Annotated in this window: 15 protein-coding genes; 4 read left to right on the top strand and 11 right to left on the bottom strand. The window is 44.0% G+C overall.

What is annotated here, in order from left to right; all coding sequences use genetic code 11:
* Nucleotides 1–42 precede the first annotated feature (42 nt).
* Both aat and FTT73_RS08890 read left to right on the top strand, forming a co-directional pair.
* Nucleotides 43–774, top strand: coding sequence for a leucyl/phenylalanyl-tRNA--protein transferase (aat, locus tag FTT73_RS08895; protein WP_005172344.1), 732 nt, complete (start codon nucleotides 43–45; stop codon nucleotides 772–774).
* 21 nt (nucleotides 775–795) lie between these two features.
* Nucleotides 796–1,611 carry an arginyltransferase gene (locus FTT73_RS08890; protein WP_005096022.1) on the top strand — a complete coding sequence of 272 codons (816 nt, stop codon included), beginning with the start codon at nucleotides 796–798 and terminating at the stop codon, nucleotides 1,609–1,611.
* Nucleotides 1,612–1,623: 12 nt separating this feature from the next.
* On the opposite strand, the gene rimI is transcribed toward FTT73_RS08890, so the two are convergent.
* The 7 genes from rimI to FTT73_RS08855 all read right to left on the bottom strand — a co-directional run bounded on the left by rimI (nucleotide 1,624) and on the right by FTT73_RS08855 (nucleotide 9,492).
* Nucleotides 1,624–2,082: a ribosomal protein S18-alanine N-acetyltransferase gene (gene rimI / locus FTT73_RS08885; RefSeq protein WP_005096020.1), complete on the bottom strand. Its 459-nt coding sequence runs from the start codon at nucleotides 2,080–2,082 to the stop codon at nucleotides 1,624–1,626.
* A gap of 102 nt (nucleotides 2,083–2,184) precedes the next feature.
* The gene (locus FTT73_RS08880; protein WP_180191298.1) at nucleotides 2,185–3,069 is read right to left on the bottom strand and encodes a metal-dependent hydrolase; all 885 of its coding nucleotides are present in this window, start codon (nucleotides 3,067–3,069) and stop codon (nucleotides 2,185–2,187) included.
* Nucleotides 3,070–3,264: 195 nt separating this feature from the next.
* Nucleotides 3,265–4,455 (bottom strand): elongation factor Tu, encoded by a 1,191-nt coding sequence (gene tuf, locus FTT73_RS08875; RefSeq protein WP_005095265.1) that lies wholly within the window; start codon nucleotides 4,453–4,455, stop codon nucleotides 3,265–3,267.
* Between the two features lie 92 nt (nucleotides 4,456–4,547).
* Nucleotides 4,548–6,683, bottom strand: a complete 2,136-nt coding sequence (gene fusA, locus FTT73_RS08870) for an elongation factor G (RefSeq protein ID WP_005096016.1) — start codon at nucleotides 6,681–6,683, stop codon at nucleotides 4,548–4,550.
* 128 nt (nucleotides 6,684–6,811) lie between these two features.
* On the bottom strand, nucleotides 6,812–7,282 hold the full coding sequence (rpsG, locus tag FTT73_RS08865) for a 30S ribosomal protein S7 (protein WP_004279240.1): 471 nt from the start codon (nucleotides 7,280–7,282) through the stop codon (nucleotides 6,812–6,814).
* Between the two features lie 178 nt (nucleotides 7,283–7,460).
* On the bottom strand, nucleotides 7,461–7,835 hold the full coding sequence (gene rpsL / locus FTT73_RS08860) for a 30S ribosomal protein S12 (protein WP_002050319.1): 375 nt from the start codon (nucleotides 7,833–7,835) through the stop codon (nucleotides 7,461–7,463).
* Between the two features lie 154 nt (nucleotides 7,836–7,989).
* Nucleotides 7,990–9,492: an EcsC family protein gene (locus FTT73_RS08855; RefSeq protein ID WP_159516626.1), complete on the bottom strand. Its 1,503-nt coding sequence runs from the start codon at nucleotides 9,490–9,492 to the stop codon at nucleotides 7,990–7,992.
* A gap of 275 nt (nucleotides 9,493–9,767) precedes the next feature.
* Here FTT73_RS08855 and FTT73_RS08850 point away from each other — a divergent pair, with 275 nt between their 5' ends.
* Nucleotides 9,768–10,997, top strand: coding sequence for a beta-ketoacyl synthase N-terminal-like domain-containing protein (locus tag FTT73_RS08850; RefSeq protein ID WP_180191297.1), 1,230 nt, complete (start codon nucleotides 9,768–9,770; stop codon nucleotides 10,995–10,997).
* 23 nt (nucleotides 10,998–11,020) lie between these two features.
* Complete coding sequence (locus FTT73_RS08845) at nucleotides 11,021–11,473, top strand: CopD family protein (RefSeq protein WP_074384131.1); 453 nt, start codon at nucleotides 11,021–11,023, stop codon at nucleotides 11,471–11,473.
* A 57-nt stretch (nucleotides 11,474–11,530) separates the two neighbouring features.
* Here FTT73_RS08845 and FTT73_RS08840 read toward each other — a convergent pair whose 3' ends face one another.
* The 4 genes from FTT73_RS08840 to alr form a co-directional block, all read right to left on the bottom strand.
* Nucleotides 11,531–12,769 (bottom strand): hypothetical protein, encoded by a 1,239-nt coding sequence (locus tag FTT73_RS08840; RefSeq protein ID WP_373686440.1) that lies wholly within the window; start codon nucleotides 12,767–12,769, stop codon nucleotides 11,531–11,533.
* A 172-nt stretch (nucleotides 12,770–12,941) separates the two neighbouring features.
* Nucleotides 12,942–14,381 carry an amino acid permease gene (locus tag FTT73_RS08835; protein ID WP_180191295.1) on the bottom strand — a complete coding sequence of 480 codons (1,440 nt, stop codon included), beginning with the start codon at nucleotides 14,379–14,381 and terminating at the stop codon, nucleotides 12,942–12,944.
* 151 nt (nucleotides 14,382–14,532) lie between these two features.
* A complete protein-coding gene (locus FTT73_RS08830) occupies nucleotides 14,533–14,895 on the bottom strand; it encodes a RidA family protein (protein ID WP_005172374.1) in 363 nt (120 codons plus the stop codon).
* Nucleotides 14,896–14,940: 45 nt separating this feature from the next.
* Nucleotides 14,941–16,053: an alanine racemase gene (gene alr / locus FTT73_RS08825; RefSeq protein ID WP_180191294.1), complete on the bottom strand. Its 1,113-nt coding sequence runs from the start codon at nucleotides 16,051–16,053 to the stop codon at nucleotides 14,941–14,943.
* Between the last annotated feature and the right edge of the window lie 18 nt (nucleotides 16,054–16,071).

The following is a 16,071-nucleotide window of genomic DNA, read 5'->3' as shown; positions in this document are numbered from 1 at the left end:
AATTAGCTTATGATTCATCTATAGTTTTATTTCAGGTTTGCCATGCATCTACTTCCTCCCTCACAATTTATCTTTCCTGACCCGATGCAGGTTGACCCTGAAGGCGAAGGACTGATTTGTATTGGTGCTGACCTCTCCCCTTCCACACTTTTTGAAGCCTATACCCATGGCTTATTTCCCTGGTTTTCTGAGGGAGAACCTATTTGCTGGTGGAGTCCGGAACCGCGCTGCATTATTCGGCCCCATGATTATCATCCAAGTAAATCCCTGATCCGCAATATGAAAAAATGGGATTATCAAATCACGGTCAATCATGCTTTTGAAAGGGTGATTCGTTCCTGCTCATTGCCGCGTGCTTATGCAGAAGATACCTGGATCAGTGAAGATATTATCGCAGGATACTGCGACATGTTCGATGCCGGATATGGCTATAGTATTGAGATCTGGGATGAAAATCGCATTGTAGGTGGGCTTTATGGTGTAACGATTGGACAGGGTTGTTTTGGTGAGTCCATGTTTAGTACGCAGACCGATGTTTCTAAAATGGCTTTTTATACTTTAATGCTGATTGGGCAGGAAAATAAGCTGCCCTGGATTGACTGCCAGTTGGTCAATGACCATCTTTTAAGCCTCGGCGCCTGTACACTTTCTCGCCAAGACTATCTTAATTCGTTACAAGATGTTGTAAAACAGCCTGCTATCGATTGGAAAAAGTATCAAGAGGGTGTATTTTCAAGTAAAACAATAGCGCAAAACGCGCGACTCAGTGAATGAAAATAACAGAGGGTACTTGTTATGAACTCTTATCAGCCAAAGTCCCTACTGAACGATTTACAGTATTATATTACGCCGCCGCACGATTGCAGCTACTTGCCCAATAAGTCGGCACGTATGGTTTTTCTGGATCCTGCGCATCGCATTGATGTACTGACCCTGTCAGAACTGTCGCGCACCGGTTTCCGGCGCAGTGGCGATTTTGTTTATCGTCCGGAATGTCATCTGTGTCGTCAATGCTTATCTTCACGCGTGCCAGTGGCTGAATTTTCCATGAACAGTTCACAAAAAAAAGCCTGGAAACGCAATCAGGATCTTCGGGTGAAAATTACCAGTCCAGAGCAGGCCGGTGATACGCATTATGCGCTGTATGAACGCTATATCAATGAACGCCACGCAGATGGGGACATGTTCCCCCCGAGTCGCGATCAGTTCGAAAAGTTTTTATTGCAAAGTTGTACGGATAGCTTCTTTTTAGAATTATGGCTGGATGATCGCTTGATCAGTGTTTCCACCTGCGACTTGCTAGATGATGGCATCTCGGCTGTATATACCTTCTTCGATCCGGATGAAAATCGCCGCTCTCTCGGTGCATTTGCAATCTTGAAGCAGATTGAACATGCGCAAAAACTTGGCTTGCAATTCATCTACCTCGGTTATTGGGTGCCACACTCCAACAAGATGAATTATAAATCTCAGTATCTGCCGCTAGAACTCTTGATTGATGGCCAATGGCGACGTTTAAACCGTGCGCTGAGTGAGCTGGAGATTCAGCACCTGGGAAACTCATTGATGACGACCTTACCCAGCGGATGGAATCACCAGATTATTAAATAAGGTCGTCAGTTTCTATTTGAACAGGCTAGCAAAGTCATCCGTACATGCCTTGACCATAATGATGGCATGTTCGCGTGTTCCGTTTGAACCCGGATAATAATTTTTGCGTAAATCAATCTGATGAAAGCCTGACTTTTCATAAAGCTTGATGGCAGCAATATTAGTTTCGCGCACTTCCAGGAAAATCTGCACCGGATTATTTTTCAGCATGGCGACTGAGGCATCCAATAATTGATAACCCAAGCCCTGACCTTGCTGAGCCGGATCAATTGCCATAAGCAGTAAATTGGCTTCATCCAGCACCGGTTGTAAAATACAAAATCCCAGCACCTGCCCTTGCTGCTCGATCACGGTACTTTGATAAGCAGTCACTGCATCTTCAAACTGTTTTAAAGTCCAGGGATGTGATTGAACAGATTTTTCAATCTTTGCAACGGCTGCTACATCCGCTGCTTGCATTAAACGAATCATCTTCGTTCATCTTATATAGAATTAACTTCCGCATTATAGAAACTTCATCCAAAAAATCGAGTAAAAAAAAGAGCAATTTCAATCGCTCTTTAATTTTCAATCCTATTCAAGTCCGAGTTTGGCTTTCCAGACTGTTAACAGGCCATGTGTATCATGATCATTTGGATGAAAGCCAGGTTTAAAGTACATTAACATTTCACGACCCATGCCCGTAATTACCCCTTTTGATGGGCTATACGCGTAGGTATATATCGATTTCAGCGATTCCAAATTCAATTGATTGTCCTGCTTGAGTAAACGGGCCAGAAAATAGCTTTGTACAACAGCTAAGGTTGCCATCGAAATGACCAAAGATGAGGTCCGTAGCGCATAGGCTTTTAAACCGTTACCAAAGACAGCTTCAAACACATCATAGGCCACCGCTTTATGTTCATTTTCTTCAATCGCATGCCACATCCACATATTTTTCATGGTTTCATCAGTCATCAGTTCCTGGATATGAGCGTTACTTAACAACTGCGTTGCGATGGTCGCGGTAAAATGTTCCAGTGCTGTGGTTGCAGTCAAATCCACCATTTCTTGGCTAATGCCAACTGGCTTCAGCAGTTTGGCCATGACTTTACGCGTGGTCTGAATCACCTGATCGGTATAATGATCCATTGTCTCGACATCATGTCCATAGCGCTGTGCGGAGGCATTAAAACCGACATGTTCATGCGTGTGCATAGCTTCTTGACCAATAAAGGCAGAAATTTCTTTTTGCAATTCTGCATTATCTTTGATCGCTGGATGCTGACGCACGGCCCGAACGCTATCGATAAAGAACTTTTCACCTGCCGGAAACAGTGCAGATAAGGCGGTCATAAAATGCGTTAAACCGGCTGATCCATGCATCCAGTATTCCGGGACATGATCAAAATCAAAATTCATACGACGAACAGGAAAGCTTGCACCAGCACGCTCTGAAATTTTTACTTTTACGTTCATTGTAGGCTCCTTTCAAGCACAGCTGCCTGAATCTATTATTTGTTTTATTGAGCCTAGTTTTATTGATTTTTATCGTATAAATAAGTGCAGTTTAGGTCATCACACTATCAGTTAAGGACACTCATGAGTGATTGTCTGACAAAAATCCAGACAAAAAAAACGCCTCAAAGAGGCGCTTTTTTAAACAATCAGCGATTATGCAGTTACTTTAGCAACTACACCAGCACCCACTGTACGACCACCTTCACGGATCGCAAAACGTAGACCTGGGTCCATTGCGATTGGGTGGATTAGCTCTACTGACATCTCAACGTTGTCACCAGGCATAACCATTTCCACGCCTTCTTTAAGCGCGATCGCACCAGTTACGTCCGTAGTACGGAAGTAGAACTGTGGACGGTAACCGTTAAGGAATGGAGTGTGACGACCACCTTCTTCTTTAGAAAGTACGTATACTTCCGCATCGAATTTAGTGTGTGGCTTGATCGCACCTGGTTTAGTCAATACTTGACCACGTTGTACGTCTTCACGCTTAGTACCACGTAGAAGAACACCACAGTTCTCGCCTGCACGACCTTCGTCAAGCAATTTACGGAACATTTCAACGCCAGTAACTGTAGTTACTTGAGTATCACGGATACCAACGATTTCAACTGATTCGCCTACTTTAACAATACCAGTCTCTACACGGCCAGTTACTACTGTACCACGACCAGAGATTGAGAATACGTCTTCAATTGGCATAAGGAATGGAAGGTCGATTGCACGTTCTGGCTCTGGAATGTAAGAGTCAAGTGCTTCAACCAGTGCAACAACAGCGTCTTCGCCATACTGACCAGCTTCACCGTTAAGTGCAGCAAGTGCAGAACCGCGGATCACTGGAGTGTCATCGCCCGGGAAGTCATAAGTAGAAAGAAGTTCACGAACTTCCATTTCAACCAGTTCAAGAAGCTCTTCGTCATCTACAAGGTCGCATTTGTTCAAGAATACAACGATGTAAGGTACACCTACCTGACGAGAAAGCAGGATGTGTTCACGAGTCTGTGGCATAGGACCATCAGTCGCAGCACATACAAGGATCGCGCCGTCCATCTGAGCAGCACCAGTAATCATGTTTTTAACATAATCGGCGTGGCCCGGGCAGTCTACGTGAGCGTAGTGACGAGTTGGAGAATCGTATTCTACGTGTGAAGTATTAATTGTAATACCACGTGCTTTTTCTTCTGGTGCAGAGTCGATTGCAGCGTAATCACGCGCTTCGCCACCGAATTTCTTCGCACATACAGTTGCAATCGCAGCTGTTAAAGTTGTTTTACCATGGTCGACGTGACCAATTGTGCCCACGTTAACGTGTGGCTTATTACGTTCAAACTTAGCCTTAGCCATGAGATCTTCCTTTTTAAACTACTCATGCAGGATCACTGCATGAGCACTTGGGTTTAACTATGAATTAGTTTGGGCTTATAGTAATCGAAAGATTACTCGTCGTCACCTTTTTTACCGCCAGACTGGAACTTAGAAATGATGCCTTCAGCCACGTTACGTGGAGTTTCAGCATATTTAGCAAATTCCATAGAGTAAGTCGCACGACCTTGAGACATAGAACGCATATGAGTTGCGTAACCAAACATCTCAGCCAATGGAACTTCAGCACGAATGGCTTTAGTACCACCAGGAAGATCGTCCATACCTTGAACCATACCACGACGACGGTTTAAGTCACCCATGATATCGCCCATGTAGTCTTCTGGAGTTTCTACTTCAACTTTCATGATTGGTTCAAGCAAGATTGGATCTGCTTTCATGAAACCATCACGGAATGCGTAAGAACCTGCCATTTTGAACGATAATTCGTCAGAATCGACATCATGGTAAGAACCGTCGAACAATGTCGCTTTGATGCCCACTACTGGATAACCAGCAAGTACACCATTCTTCATACGTTCTTGTATACCCTTGTCAACCGCGCCGAAGAATTCTTTAGGTACTACACCACCTACAACTTCTTCAACGAATTCGTAGTCTTTACCAGCGTCTTCAGCAAGCGGTTCTAGACGTACGTATACGTGACCGAACTTACCTTTACCACCAGTTTGACGTACGAATTTACCTTCTTGTTCAACTGACTTTTTGATCGTTTCACGGTAAGAAACCATTGGTTTACCAATGTTGGCTTCAACACCGAATTCACGCTTCATACGGTCAACAATGATGTCAAGGTGAAGTTCACCCATACCAGCAATAATGGTTTGACCTGATTCTTCATCAGTACGTACGCGGAATGATGGATCTTCTTTCGCCAAACGACCTAAAGCAACTGACATTTTTTCTTGGTCAGCTTTAGTTTTAGGCTCAACTGCAAGTGCAATTACTGGCTCAGGGAATTCCATACGCTCTAGTGTAATTACGTGGTTTTCATCACATAATGTATCACCAGTCGTTGTGTCTTTAAGACCTACACATGCCGCGATGTCGCCCGCACGAATTTCTTCGATATCTTTACGGTCATTCGCATGCATCTGTACGATACGGCCAACACGCTCACGCTTCATTTTTACTGGGTTATAACACGGGCTACCCGCTTTAAGAACACCTGAGTAAACACGAACGAAAGTCAAGTTACCTACGAATTTGTCATTCATGATTTTGAATGCAAGTGCAGAGAACGGAGCTTCGTCAGACGCTTCACGAGAACCTTCAGATTCGTCTTTGTCGTCAAGGATACCCTTGATCGCTTCAACGTCAGTCGGTGCTGGCAAGAATTCAATTACAGCATCCAACATACGTTGAACACCTTTGTTTTTGAATGCCGAACCACAAAGCATCGGTTGAATTTCGTTTGCCAATGTACGCTTACGGATACCAGCAACGATTTCTTCTTTAGTTAGCTCTTCGCCTTCTAGGTACTTGTCCATGAGTTCTTCTGATGCTTCCGCAGCAGCTTCAACCATGTTCGTACGCCATTCTTCAGCAGTAGCAACTAAGTCAGCAGGGATGTCGCCATATTCAAATTGCATACCTTGAGATGCTTCATCCCAAATGATTGCTTTCATTTCGATTAGGTCAACAACACCCTGGAAGTTTTCTTCTGCGCCGATTGGAACAACGATTGGCACTGGATTACCGCCCAGACGTGTTTTAACTTGTTCAACAGCACGGAAGAAGTTCGCGCCAGTACGGTCCATTTTGTTAACAAACGCAATACGTGGAACTTTATATTTATTTGCTTGACGCCATACCGTTTCTGACTGAGGCTGAACACCACCTACAGCACAGTAAACCATGCACGCACCGTCAAGAACACGCATAGAACGCTCAACTTCAATCGTGAAGTCAACGTGTCCCGGGGTGTCAATTACGTTAATACGGTGTTGTTCGAACTGGTTCGCCATACCTTTCCAGAAGCATGTTACAGCTGCTGAGGTAATGGTAATACCGCGTTCTTGCTCTTGTTCCATCCAGTCCGTAGTTGCCGAACCTTCGTGAGTTTCACCAAGTTTATGGCTCTCACCTGTGTAGAACAAAATACGTTCAGAAGTGGTTGTCTTACCTGCGTCAATGTGCGCAGAAATACCAATGTTACGGTAACGAGAAATTGGGGTTTGACGTGCCATGATTTCTAGCATTCCTAAATTTTGTTGTTTAAAACAGGACGCTTTAAGCTGCATAGCAACTTAAAGCGCTTTGGTGACAAAACCATGACGGTTTTAGCACTTTCCTGAATAGGGCCTGTTTTATCTGCTTAGAAACGGTAGTGAGAGAATGCTTTGTTGGCTTCAGCCATACGGTGCACATCTTCACGTTTCTTAACCGCAGCGCCTTTACCTTCAGATGCATCAAGCAACTCGCCAGCAAGACGTAAAGCCATAGTTTTTTCAGAACGCTTAGCAGCAGCGTCTACTAACCAACGCATAGCTAGGGCAGTACGACGGGATGGGCGTACTTCCATAGGTACTTGGTATGTAGCACCACCAACACGGCGTGCTTTTACTTCGACCATAGGACGAACTTTTTCAAGAGTAGTCTCGAAAAATTCAACTGGGTCTACTTTAGATTTTTCTTGAACGCGGTCTAAAGCACCGTAAACGATACTTTCAGCAATAGATTTTTTACCATCTTGCATTACGTGGTTCATGAATTTAGCGATTGTTTGGCTGCTGAACTTAGGATCCGGAAGGATTTCACGAGCAGCGACTACGCGACGTCTTGGCATTTTAAACTACCTATAAAGATGACACTTCAGGTTTATCCAGCATGAGCACAAAGTGTCATGTGCATTCGCTGGCCTTACTACACGTCGCTTGAATTTCACAAAATTAAATGCAGAAATCAGACAAGCGAGACGATAAAGGATTGCGGTTCTACGTTCTTAAAATTTAATTCTCGACGAATTATTTCTTAGGACGTTTAGTACCGTATTTAGAACGAGACTGGTTACGATCTTTAACACCAGCACAGTCTAAAGAACCACGAACGGTATGGTAACGTACACCTGGTAAGTCTTTAACACGACCACCACGGATAAGAACAACACTGTGCTCTTGCAGGTTATGGCCTTCACCACCGATGTAGCTAGAAACTTCAAAACCTGAAGTTAAGCGAACACGGCAAACTTTACGCATTGCTGAGTTAGGTTTTTTAGGTGTAGTTGTGTAAACACGTGTACAAACACCACGGCGCTGTGGACAAGCCTTCAACGCAGGAACTTTAGATTTTTCAACTAAAGTCGTACGACCCTTACGGATCAACTGATTTGTTGTTGCCATTTGGCAATTCTCCCGTTAATAAAAAGCCCCAAAAACATACTGCTTTTTGAGGGCATGCAATTGTAATTCAAGATGTAAAATTGGTCAACCTGCTCAGGTCGACCAAATATAATAACAACTATACGCTATGCTGCTATTTTCTCTCAGAATTCATTTACTTTTTCGGATTCTTCGCAGTTTTTTTTGTAACATCTTGAGCTTTAGATGTTGTTGAGGCTGTTTCAGATGCAGAATCAGGATCCTCCTGCCCCTCTAGCCCCTCATTTTCCACGGTCTCCGATTCATTTTCAGCAGTATTATCTGCTTGTATCTCTGCTTCCACGTCAGGATCAAAAGAAGTTTTGGTTAAAGCAGGCTGTTGCGATTGTTTATCTGCCACAGGTTCAACCAATTCATCACTGAGGGCATCTAGACCTTCACTGACTTTTTCATCTTTTTTCACTTCAGCTTCTTCAGAACTGAGATCATTCTTTTCTTTCTTAACCAGTTTGACCTGAGTAATTGTATCATTGCCTTCAATTGCAATATCCTGATCCAGAATTGGCTCGTCTTTTGGCGCCTCGATCGACTGAGATGAACTGTCTAATAATTTAGGTGCAGCCTGTTGCAATAAATTGACTGCTTTTTCATAGGCCGCATAGGGAGACAATTGCGAATCTTGATGCTGAATCAGATATTGTCGAGCATGTGAGAAAGCTTCTTGAGCTTTCTGATTTACATCATCAACAAAACGGTGACTATAAACTGCTCCGATTCCAGCACTTGCCAATGGTGTCAATTTCGTTAATTTTTCTAAAATAGAAATTTTTGGCAGATTGTTCACCCATTCCCATTTTGCCTCGCCCTCATGGTTGTTTAACCATTGCTTGATGGCATTCATATCATTATCAGAACCCAGCATGGCCTGAAGCTGGGAAATATCGTGGGTTTTAATTGTATTACTCAGCGCTTTTAAACCCAATAATAAGGTTTGCTTTTCAGCAATCAGGCCGAGGTCCAGCTGTCTAAAGATATGTTGTACGATTTCCTGATCATCATCTTTGCTCAGGTCAAAACCATAAGAACGACCGACCTGATAAATGGTACGTAGCGCCATTAACAAAGAAGCCGGAATATCAATCGCTGTACCAAGCACCCCAGAAGCACCGCTGATTGCACCCTGTACCGTTGCAATCCATTTGTTTTGCTCACCCAAAGCCTGTGAAATTCGCTTGGAACGATCGACATCCTGAGTCAATTCTTCCAAGTCTTTTGCCCCTGCTTCATTCAGAATGGTATCGACCGAACTGCTCTGGTTACTAAACTGGTTAAGGCGGTCATAAAAATAGTCTGATACTTTCTCCGTCAGTTCAGGAGAAACAAAATGCGCCACGTTATTGACGGTATTAAAACGGTGTCCTAGAAGCTGGCGAGATACATTTGGCAGATGTTCACGAAGCATTTGCTGTGGATTATCATATTTTTTAGCCGAAAAAACGCTTTTTGTCTTCGCCGAACCGTCAATCACCTGACCGGAATTTGACGGCTTAAGCGCTTTCGTCACCGAGTCTGGTGCAACATGATTCAATAAATCTAATCCGGTTGAACTGAACTTTTTCGCCACTCCAAAGGCATTCGAAATCAGACCATTAGATTGTTTATTATTAGCATTTACCATTTTTTACCTCAGCATTCACGTGCTTGTATTTGATATAAATACTAGGTGTAGTCAGCATTTATCTCAACTTTATTCTGTGTCATTTAGTAAAATCCCTACATGCCGACTCACAAACCCAACCGACTGTCACACGGCATAACATTTGCCATAAGATTTCAAAAGTCTTTCTGCTATCATGTTCTCCATCATGAAATAAGGCTAGAGGCCGGATTTGGCGATTTTATATAGCCCATTTTCTGCCACTGGACGTAGAGCTAAACTATAAGGATCTGTAGATGAAACGTGTTGTCATCACTGGCATGGGTATTAACTCGTGTATTGGTAATACATTAGAGGATGTAAACCATTCTTTACAAAATGGGATTTCAGGAACACGTTTTAATCCGACTTATGCTGAACTCAATTTCAAAAGCCATGTGAGTGCTGCGGCCGAACAGGATTTCGACGGTATTGACCGTAAACTCAAACGCTTTATGGGCGTATGCGCAATGTATGCCTACAATTCGGCACTTGCTGCAGTTGAACATGCCGGTTTAAAACAAGAAGATCTGGCAAATAATCCACGCTATGGTATTGCCGGTGGTTCAGGTGGTGGTTCAACTGCCTCAGTGGTTGAAATGAAAGAACTTCTAGATACCAAAGGTGCGCGTAAAATTGGCCCTTTCTTTGTACCACGCAATATGACCAACACCATTACTGCAAACGTCGGTGTCACTTTTAAACTACAAGGCGTAGCACATACCATTACCAGTGCATGTGCAACCTCTGCCGATGCCATTGGTTATGCTTATAACCTGATCCAACTGGGCAAACAAGATTTGATGCTGGCTGGTGGCGGTGAAGAAGATCACTGGTCACAAAGCTTATTGTTTGATGCGATGGGTGCGCTTTGCTCTAAATACAACGACACGCCTGAAACTGCATCTCGTCCGTACTCTGCTGACCGTGACGGCTTCGTGATTGCCGGTGGTGGCGGTTTTGTGGTGCTTGAGTCACTTGAGCATGCACAAGCACGTGGTGCAAACATCTTGGCTGAAGTGGTGGGCTATGCGGCCAACTCGGATGGTGCAGATATGGTTGCACCAAGTGGCGAAGGGGCTACACGCTGTATCCTGATGGCACTTGAAGAAGCCAAACAACATGGTGTTGAATCGATTGATTATGTGAATACTCATGGTACATCTACACCTGCTGGTGACGTGACCGAGCTTCAAGCGATGGCACGTGCATTTGGTGAAGATAAAGTTCCACCACTGAGCTCAACCAAGTCTATGACTGGTCACAGCCTGGGTGCTGCTGGCGTTCAGGAAGCAATTTACTCGATCCTGATGATGCAAAATGACTTTATTGCTCCAAACATTAACGTGACCGAGCTGGATGAAGGCGCAAAACCATTTGATATCGTGCTTGAAAAACGTGACGCAAAATTGAATACTGTGATGAGTAACAGTTTCGGTTTCGGCGGCGTAAATGCTTGTCTCATCTTCAAAAAATGGGAAGGCTAAGCCGCCCATTTTAGGGTGACTTGATGGATGCTCCTTCTGATGCTTTCCTTTGGGTAAAAGCATTACATATTATTGCTGTGGTGTGCTGGTTCGCTGCGTTGTTCTACTTGCCACGGCTGTATGTTTACCATGCCATGAGCGAAGATGCCGTAAGCCACGCGCGTTTTCAGGTGATGGAACGTAAGCTGTATCGTGGCATCATGTGGCCTGCCATGCTGGCCACCCTCATTACAGCGCACTTTCTGGTCGATTGGGGTGATGCAACACGTCACTATCATGAAGCTGTATGGTTTTACCTGAAAGTGGGTCTGGTGGGTTTATTGGTGATTTATCATCTGGTATGTGGCTATTACCGCAAAAAACTGATGGAAAATGCCCATTACAAGTCACACAAGTTCTGGCGTTATTTTAATGAAATGCCAACCCTGATCTTATTTGCTGTGGTAATTTTGGTCGTGGTAAAACCGACCTTCTAACGCATAGAGCAAAAATAAAAAATCCCTGATTCGTCGGGGATTTTTTATTTTGGCATTCTAGATTTTTACACAGCCATCCTGCTTCAGATTCAGTTCAGACAATTTCTGTTGAGAAAATGGCAGTGCTATACATAACTTTCCATCTTGCTGAAAATAACGTCGCCCTGCTGCATTTTGATTCAATAGCTCTGTCTCTATACTGCCTGAATTGACTGCATTAAAAGTCATAATTTTATTGTTTAAGACATGATTCATCACAATATATTTTTCAAAGTTGGGCTTACTGACCTGCGCTAGAACATGTCCAATCGCATTTTTTAGTCGCCATTTAGACAATGAAGAAGGCTCACTTGTCGTAAGCCGCTCTTGCAGTTCAACATACGGTGTTTCCGAAAGCATCCAGTACACCTCATATTGTGCTGCAATTGCATTAAAGGTGGTATTGGGTAAATACAGCCATTTTAGCTGTACAGGGCTGATTTCAGAGGCATGTGCCAGATATTGGGTCAGCAAATAATGTCCCATTAATTCATTTTGCAGACTTGCTTTTAAACCCAATTGATCTGAATCCAGATTGTTAAGCATGACTGGATTGCTTTCATTTTTTTGCTCGATCCCAATCAGATCAATCATTTGACTGAGCCAATTCTGTAGCAGCATTTTTTCAACCAAAGACAAGCGGTTCCGGCTAAAATCTAAAACCTGATGAAACTGCTGTGCATAATCCTGCACTTTAGAGCCTGAATCAAGCTGGATGTGAGCCAGTTTCAGCAACTGTAAATTTTGAATATAGCGATAATCAGGCCCGACTGCCTGCGGCGGAATCACCAATGAAATATAATCCTGGTGTTCCAATAAATCTGAAAACCGTTGTAAAGGAATACGCTCACGCTCCAGTAAAGCGTGTAACGATTTTTTATGTTCTACCACCAATGCAGAAAACTGCTCAGCTGAATTAGCCAAACGCATTTGCAGATTTTCAAGAAGTTCTTTTTCCTGTTCAGAAAAACCAGCTCGGCTCAGCTGACGGTTTAATCCTGAGTCAATCTGCAAATTTTCAGCAGCATTCTGATCTTGAATATAGTTTGCCCATTCCCGATGGTAACGATAACGACCCAGTGCCTGAGGGTGAACCTCATCTTTGGCAGCAATTCCCAATAAGTAAAAATATGAGTGTTGCTGAACATTTGCCCTATAGATTAAATCTGGCTGAATAAACTTTTTTGCCGTATCCGTTAAAGGTTGATCTGTACGCAGCCACTTTGCAGTAAATACCAACAGAATGGCTATTCCCACAAGAATGCCAAGCGACCATAACCCCAGCCTGTTTTTACTCCATCCCCTCATATAGATCCTTATTTTTAATTATAAATTTTTCTTCAATTCTAAGGGCACAGGACGAAGTTCACAAATGATTCATCACACCATAAAAAAATCCCCGATCAGGCGGGGATTTTTTTGAGCTATTTCATTGTGTTTCTAATGCCGCTTTTCTCGCGGCTGCGACACGCGGCCGATACAGTACATAATAAGTTACTGTCAAAATAATCAACCATAATGGACTGATTTTTAATGCATTGAATGTATCTGGCTCCAAACTTAAAATGACCAGAGCGAAAGCCAGAAAAGTTAGTACGATATAGCTCATCCATACCCCGCCCGGCATTTTAAAGGTGGAGTTGGCATGCTGTTCAGGGCGTAATTTACGGTAGCGTAGATAACACACCATAATTAAGCTCCAAATACTAATAAACAAAATCACGCACAGCGACGTCGCTAAAGTAAAAGCTTCCAAGGTATTGGGCACAAAGTACTGCAAAGCTGCACCAGCCATAATAAAGGCACATGAGAACATTAAACCCTTGGCTGGTACAGAACGTTTCGATAGATGCGCCAAAGCGGCAGGTGCCTGTTGACCACGCGCCAATCCGAAAAGCATACGACTGGTGGAGAATACACCACTATTCATGGAAGACATGACGGATGACAAGACCACCAGATTCATGATGATCGCCGCCGCACCAATACCGGCATGCATGAATAAGCTGATAAAAGGACTTTGATCCGCAGGAATTTTAGCCCATGGGGTCACTGACATCACTACAAACAATGACAACACATAGAACAAGATAATACGCGTCGGAATCGCATTGACGGCTTTGGGTAAATTTTTCTCAGGATCTTTGGTTTCAGCTGCCATCGTACCGAGCAATTCCACACCGACAAAGGCGAATAAGGCAATCTGGAAGCCTGCCAGGAAGCCATCCGCACCTTTGGGGAACATACCACCCGACCAGACATGGCTAAAGCTTGCAGTACTGCCATCTGGTGCCTGAAACTGGTTCAACACCATAAAGCCGCCAATAAAAATCAGGCCTAAAATGGCTAAAATCTTAATCAGGGCAAACCAGAATTCAATTTCACCAAACAGTTTGACCGTCAGCAAGTTCAAACCCAGAACCAGCAATACACAGCCGACACTGATCAATGCCTGCCCGATGGGGGTAAAGGCCACACCCTCAGGCAACCAGAAACTCAGATAATTAATAATCGCTGCTAAATCGGCAATCCCGACCAGAACCCAACCAAGCCAATAAGACCAGCCAATATAATAGGCCGCGCCCGGACCAATCAGGTCGCGCGCCATATCAATAAATGATTTGTAATGTAAATTAGCCAACAATATCTCACCCAATGCGCGCATCAGGAAGAAAAACATAAAGCCAATAATCATATAAATAAATAAAATTGAAGGGCCGGCCAAAGAGATAGTTTTACCCGATCCCATAAATAAACCGGTACCAATTGCACCACCAATGGCAATTAACTGCAGATGCCGATTGGATAGCTTGCGTTGTAGCTCATGTTGCGACGGCGCTGCGTCATCTTTAGCGGATGTTGTATTCATGTTTAGTTCCTTTTTCGCATCAGACCCTTGCCCATCTGATCGGATTTCTTCCTGAAATCCTGAATGCAGATGAAGTTCCATTTAAAAAGCTAAATGACCGGAGCTGATGTCCTTACAAAATTGAGTTGGGAGATATAAAAATCAAAACAACTCAAGCCTGTGCTGCAATCACTGCAATTTCAATCAGCCAGTCAGGATTGACCAGATCTGCCTGAATGGTGGCACGTGCCGGAGTTCCCTGTCCTTGCAACCAGTGAATCCAGATCTGGTTCACGGTTTGAAAATCTTCCAGATTTTTCACAAATAGTTGTGCCGACAGCAGTCGGCTTTTGTCTGTTCCTGCCAGCTTGAGCAGCTGATCAATTTTCGTCAGCACTTCCTGCGTTTGACCGCTAATATCCTGACGGGTGCTATCCGGCACCTGCCCTGATACATACACGGTCTGGTTGTGAATGGTGACAGCACTCATGACCTGATTGCTGTTAATACGCTGGATATCGGTGTGTTCCATCATCATATGTCCTCTCAATTTCTTCCGTTATTTGGTCAATATTTAGTTTTAGCTTTCAATCCGAACCGGTACACGAGCCGTAATCGCACACATCAATTCATAGCCTACGGTTCCTGAACCGGCCGCGACCTCATCAATTGATAAAATTTCACCTTGCGAAGATTTCCCCCAAAGTACGACTTCACTCCCCACAGTCGCCTGAGGGACAGCGGTCAGATCGACGGTAAGCATATCCATACTGACCCGACCAAGAACTTGAGTTCGCACTGAATCCACCAGAACTGGTGTACCTGTGGCTGAAATGCGCTGATACCCATCGGCATATCCACACGCCACTACACCAATGCGCATCGCCTGCTCCGCAACGAAGTTAGAACCATAACCCACACTTTCATCAGCCTGAATATACTGAATCGCAATGATTTCACTGCGCAGGCTCATGCCGGGCTGCAAATTCCAGTCATCAATAGTATGGTCAGGATAGTCAGGCGAACTGCCATACAGCATGATGCCACTACGCACAATGTCAGATTGAATGTGGTGATGATGGCGCAGGATGGCTGCACTATTACTGACAGAAGTTTTTCCGGCTAAAGACCCAGTGATTTGCGTGAACATTGAATATTGATAATCAATGCCGTTCTGGCCAAAGCGCTGACCATCTGCATCGGAAAAATGCGTCATATGGCTAACTGAGCGCACATTGCCCACTGTCTGGACTTGCTTAAAAATATCCGTATATTCGTGGGCCTGAAAACCCAAACGGTTCATACCGCTGTTAAGTTTTAAGTACACATCAAATTTTGCGTCTGGATTGATCTGCTGAAACTGCGTTAACCAGGTGATTTGATGCTGGCTATGTAGACTAAAACTTAAATCTAATGCAGCACAGACGTCTAAATCGTCTACAGCAAAAATTCCTTCGAGCAGTAAAATTTTGCCCTGCCAACCGAGCGCACGCAGACGCTGCGCTTCAGCCAAATCCAGCAAGGCAAAACCATCGGCTGATTGAAATACTGAATAGACTCGCTCAATACCATGACCATAGGCATTGGCTTTAACCACAGCATAGACTTCTGCATTTGGCGCTGCGGCTTTGGCGATCTTCAGGTTATGCTGCAATGCATCTAAGTGCACTACAGCTTGAATTGGGCGTGGCATAGCTTCTTCCTTGAAACA

The organism is Acinetobacter sp. YH01006, from assembly GCF_013420445.1.
Classification (GTDB): domain Bacteria; phylum Pseudomonadota; class Gammaproteobacteria; order Pseudomonadales; family Moraxellaceae; genus Acinetobacter; species Acinetobacter pseudolwoffii.
Note: the sequence above shows the minus strand (reverse complement) of the source record. Positions and strands in the feature narration are given on the sequence as shown.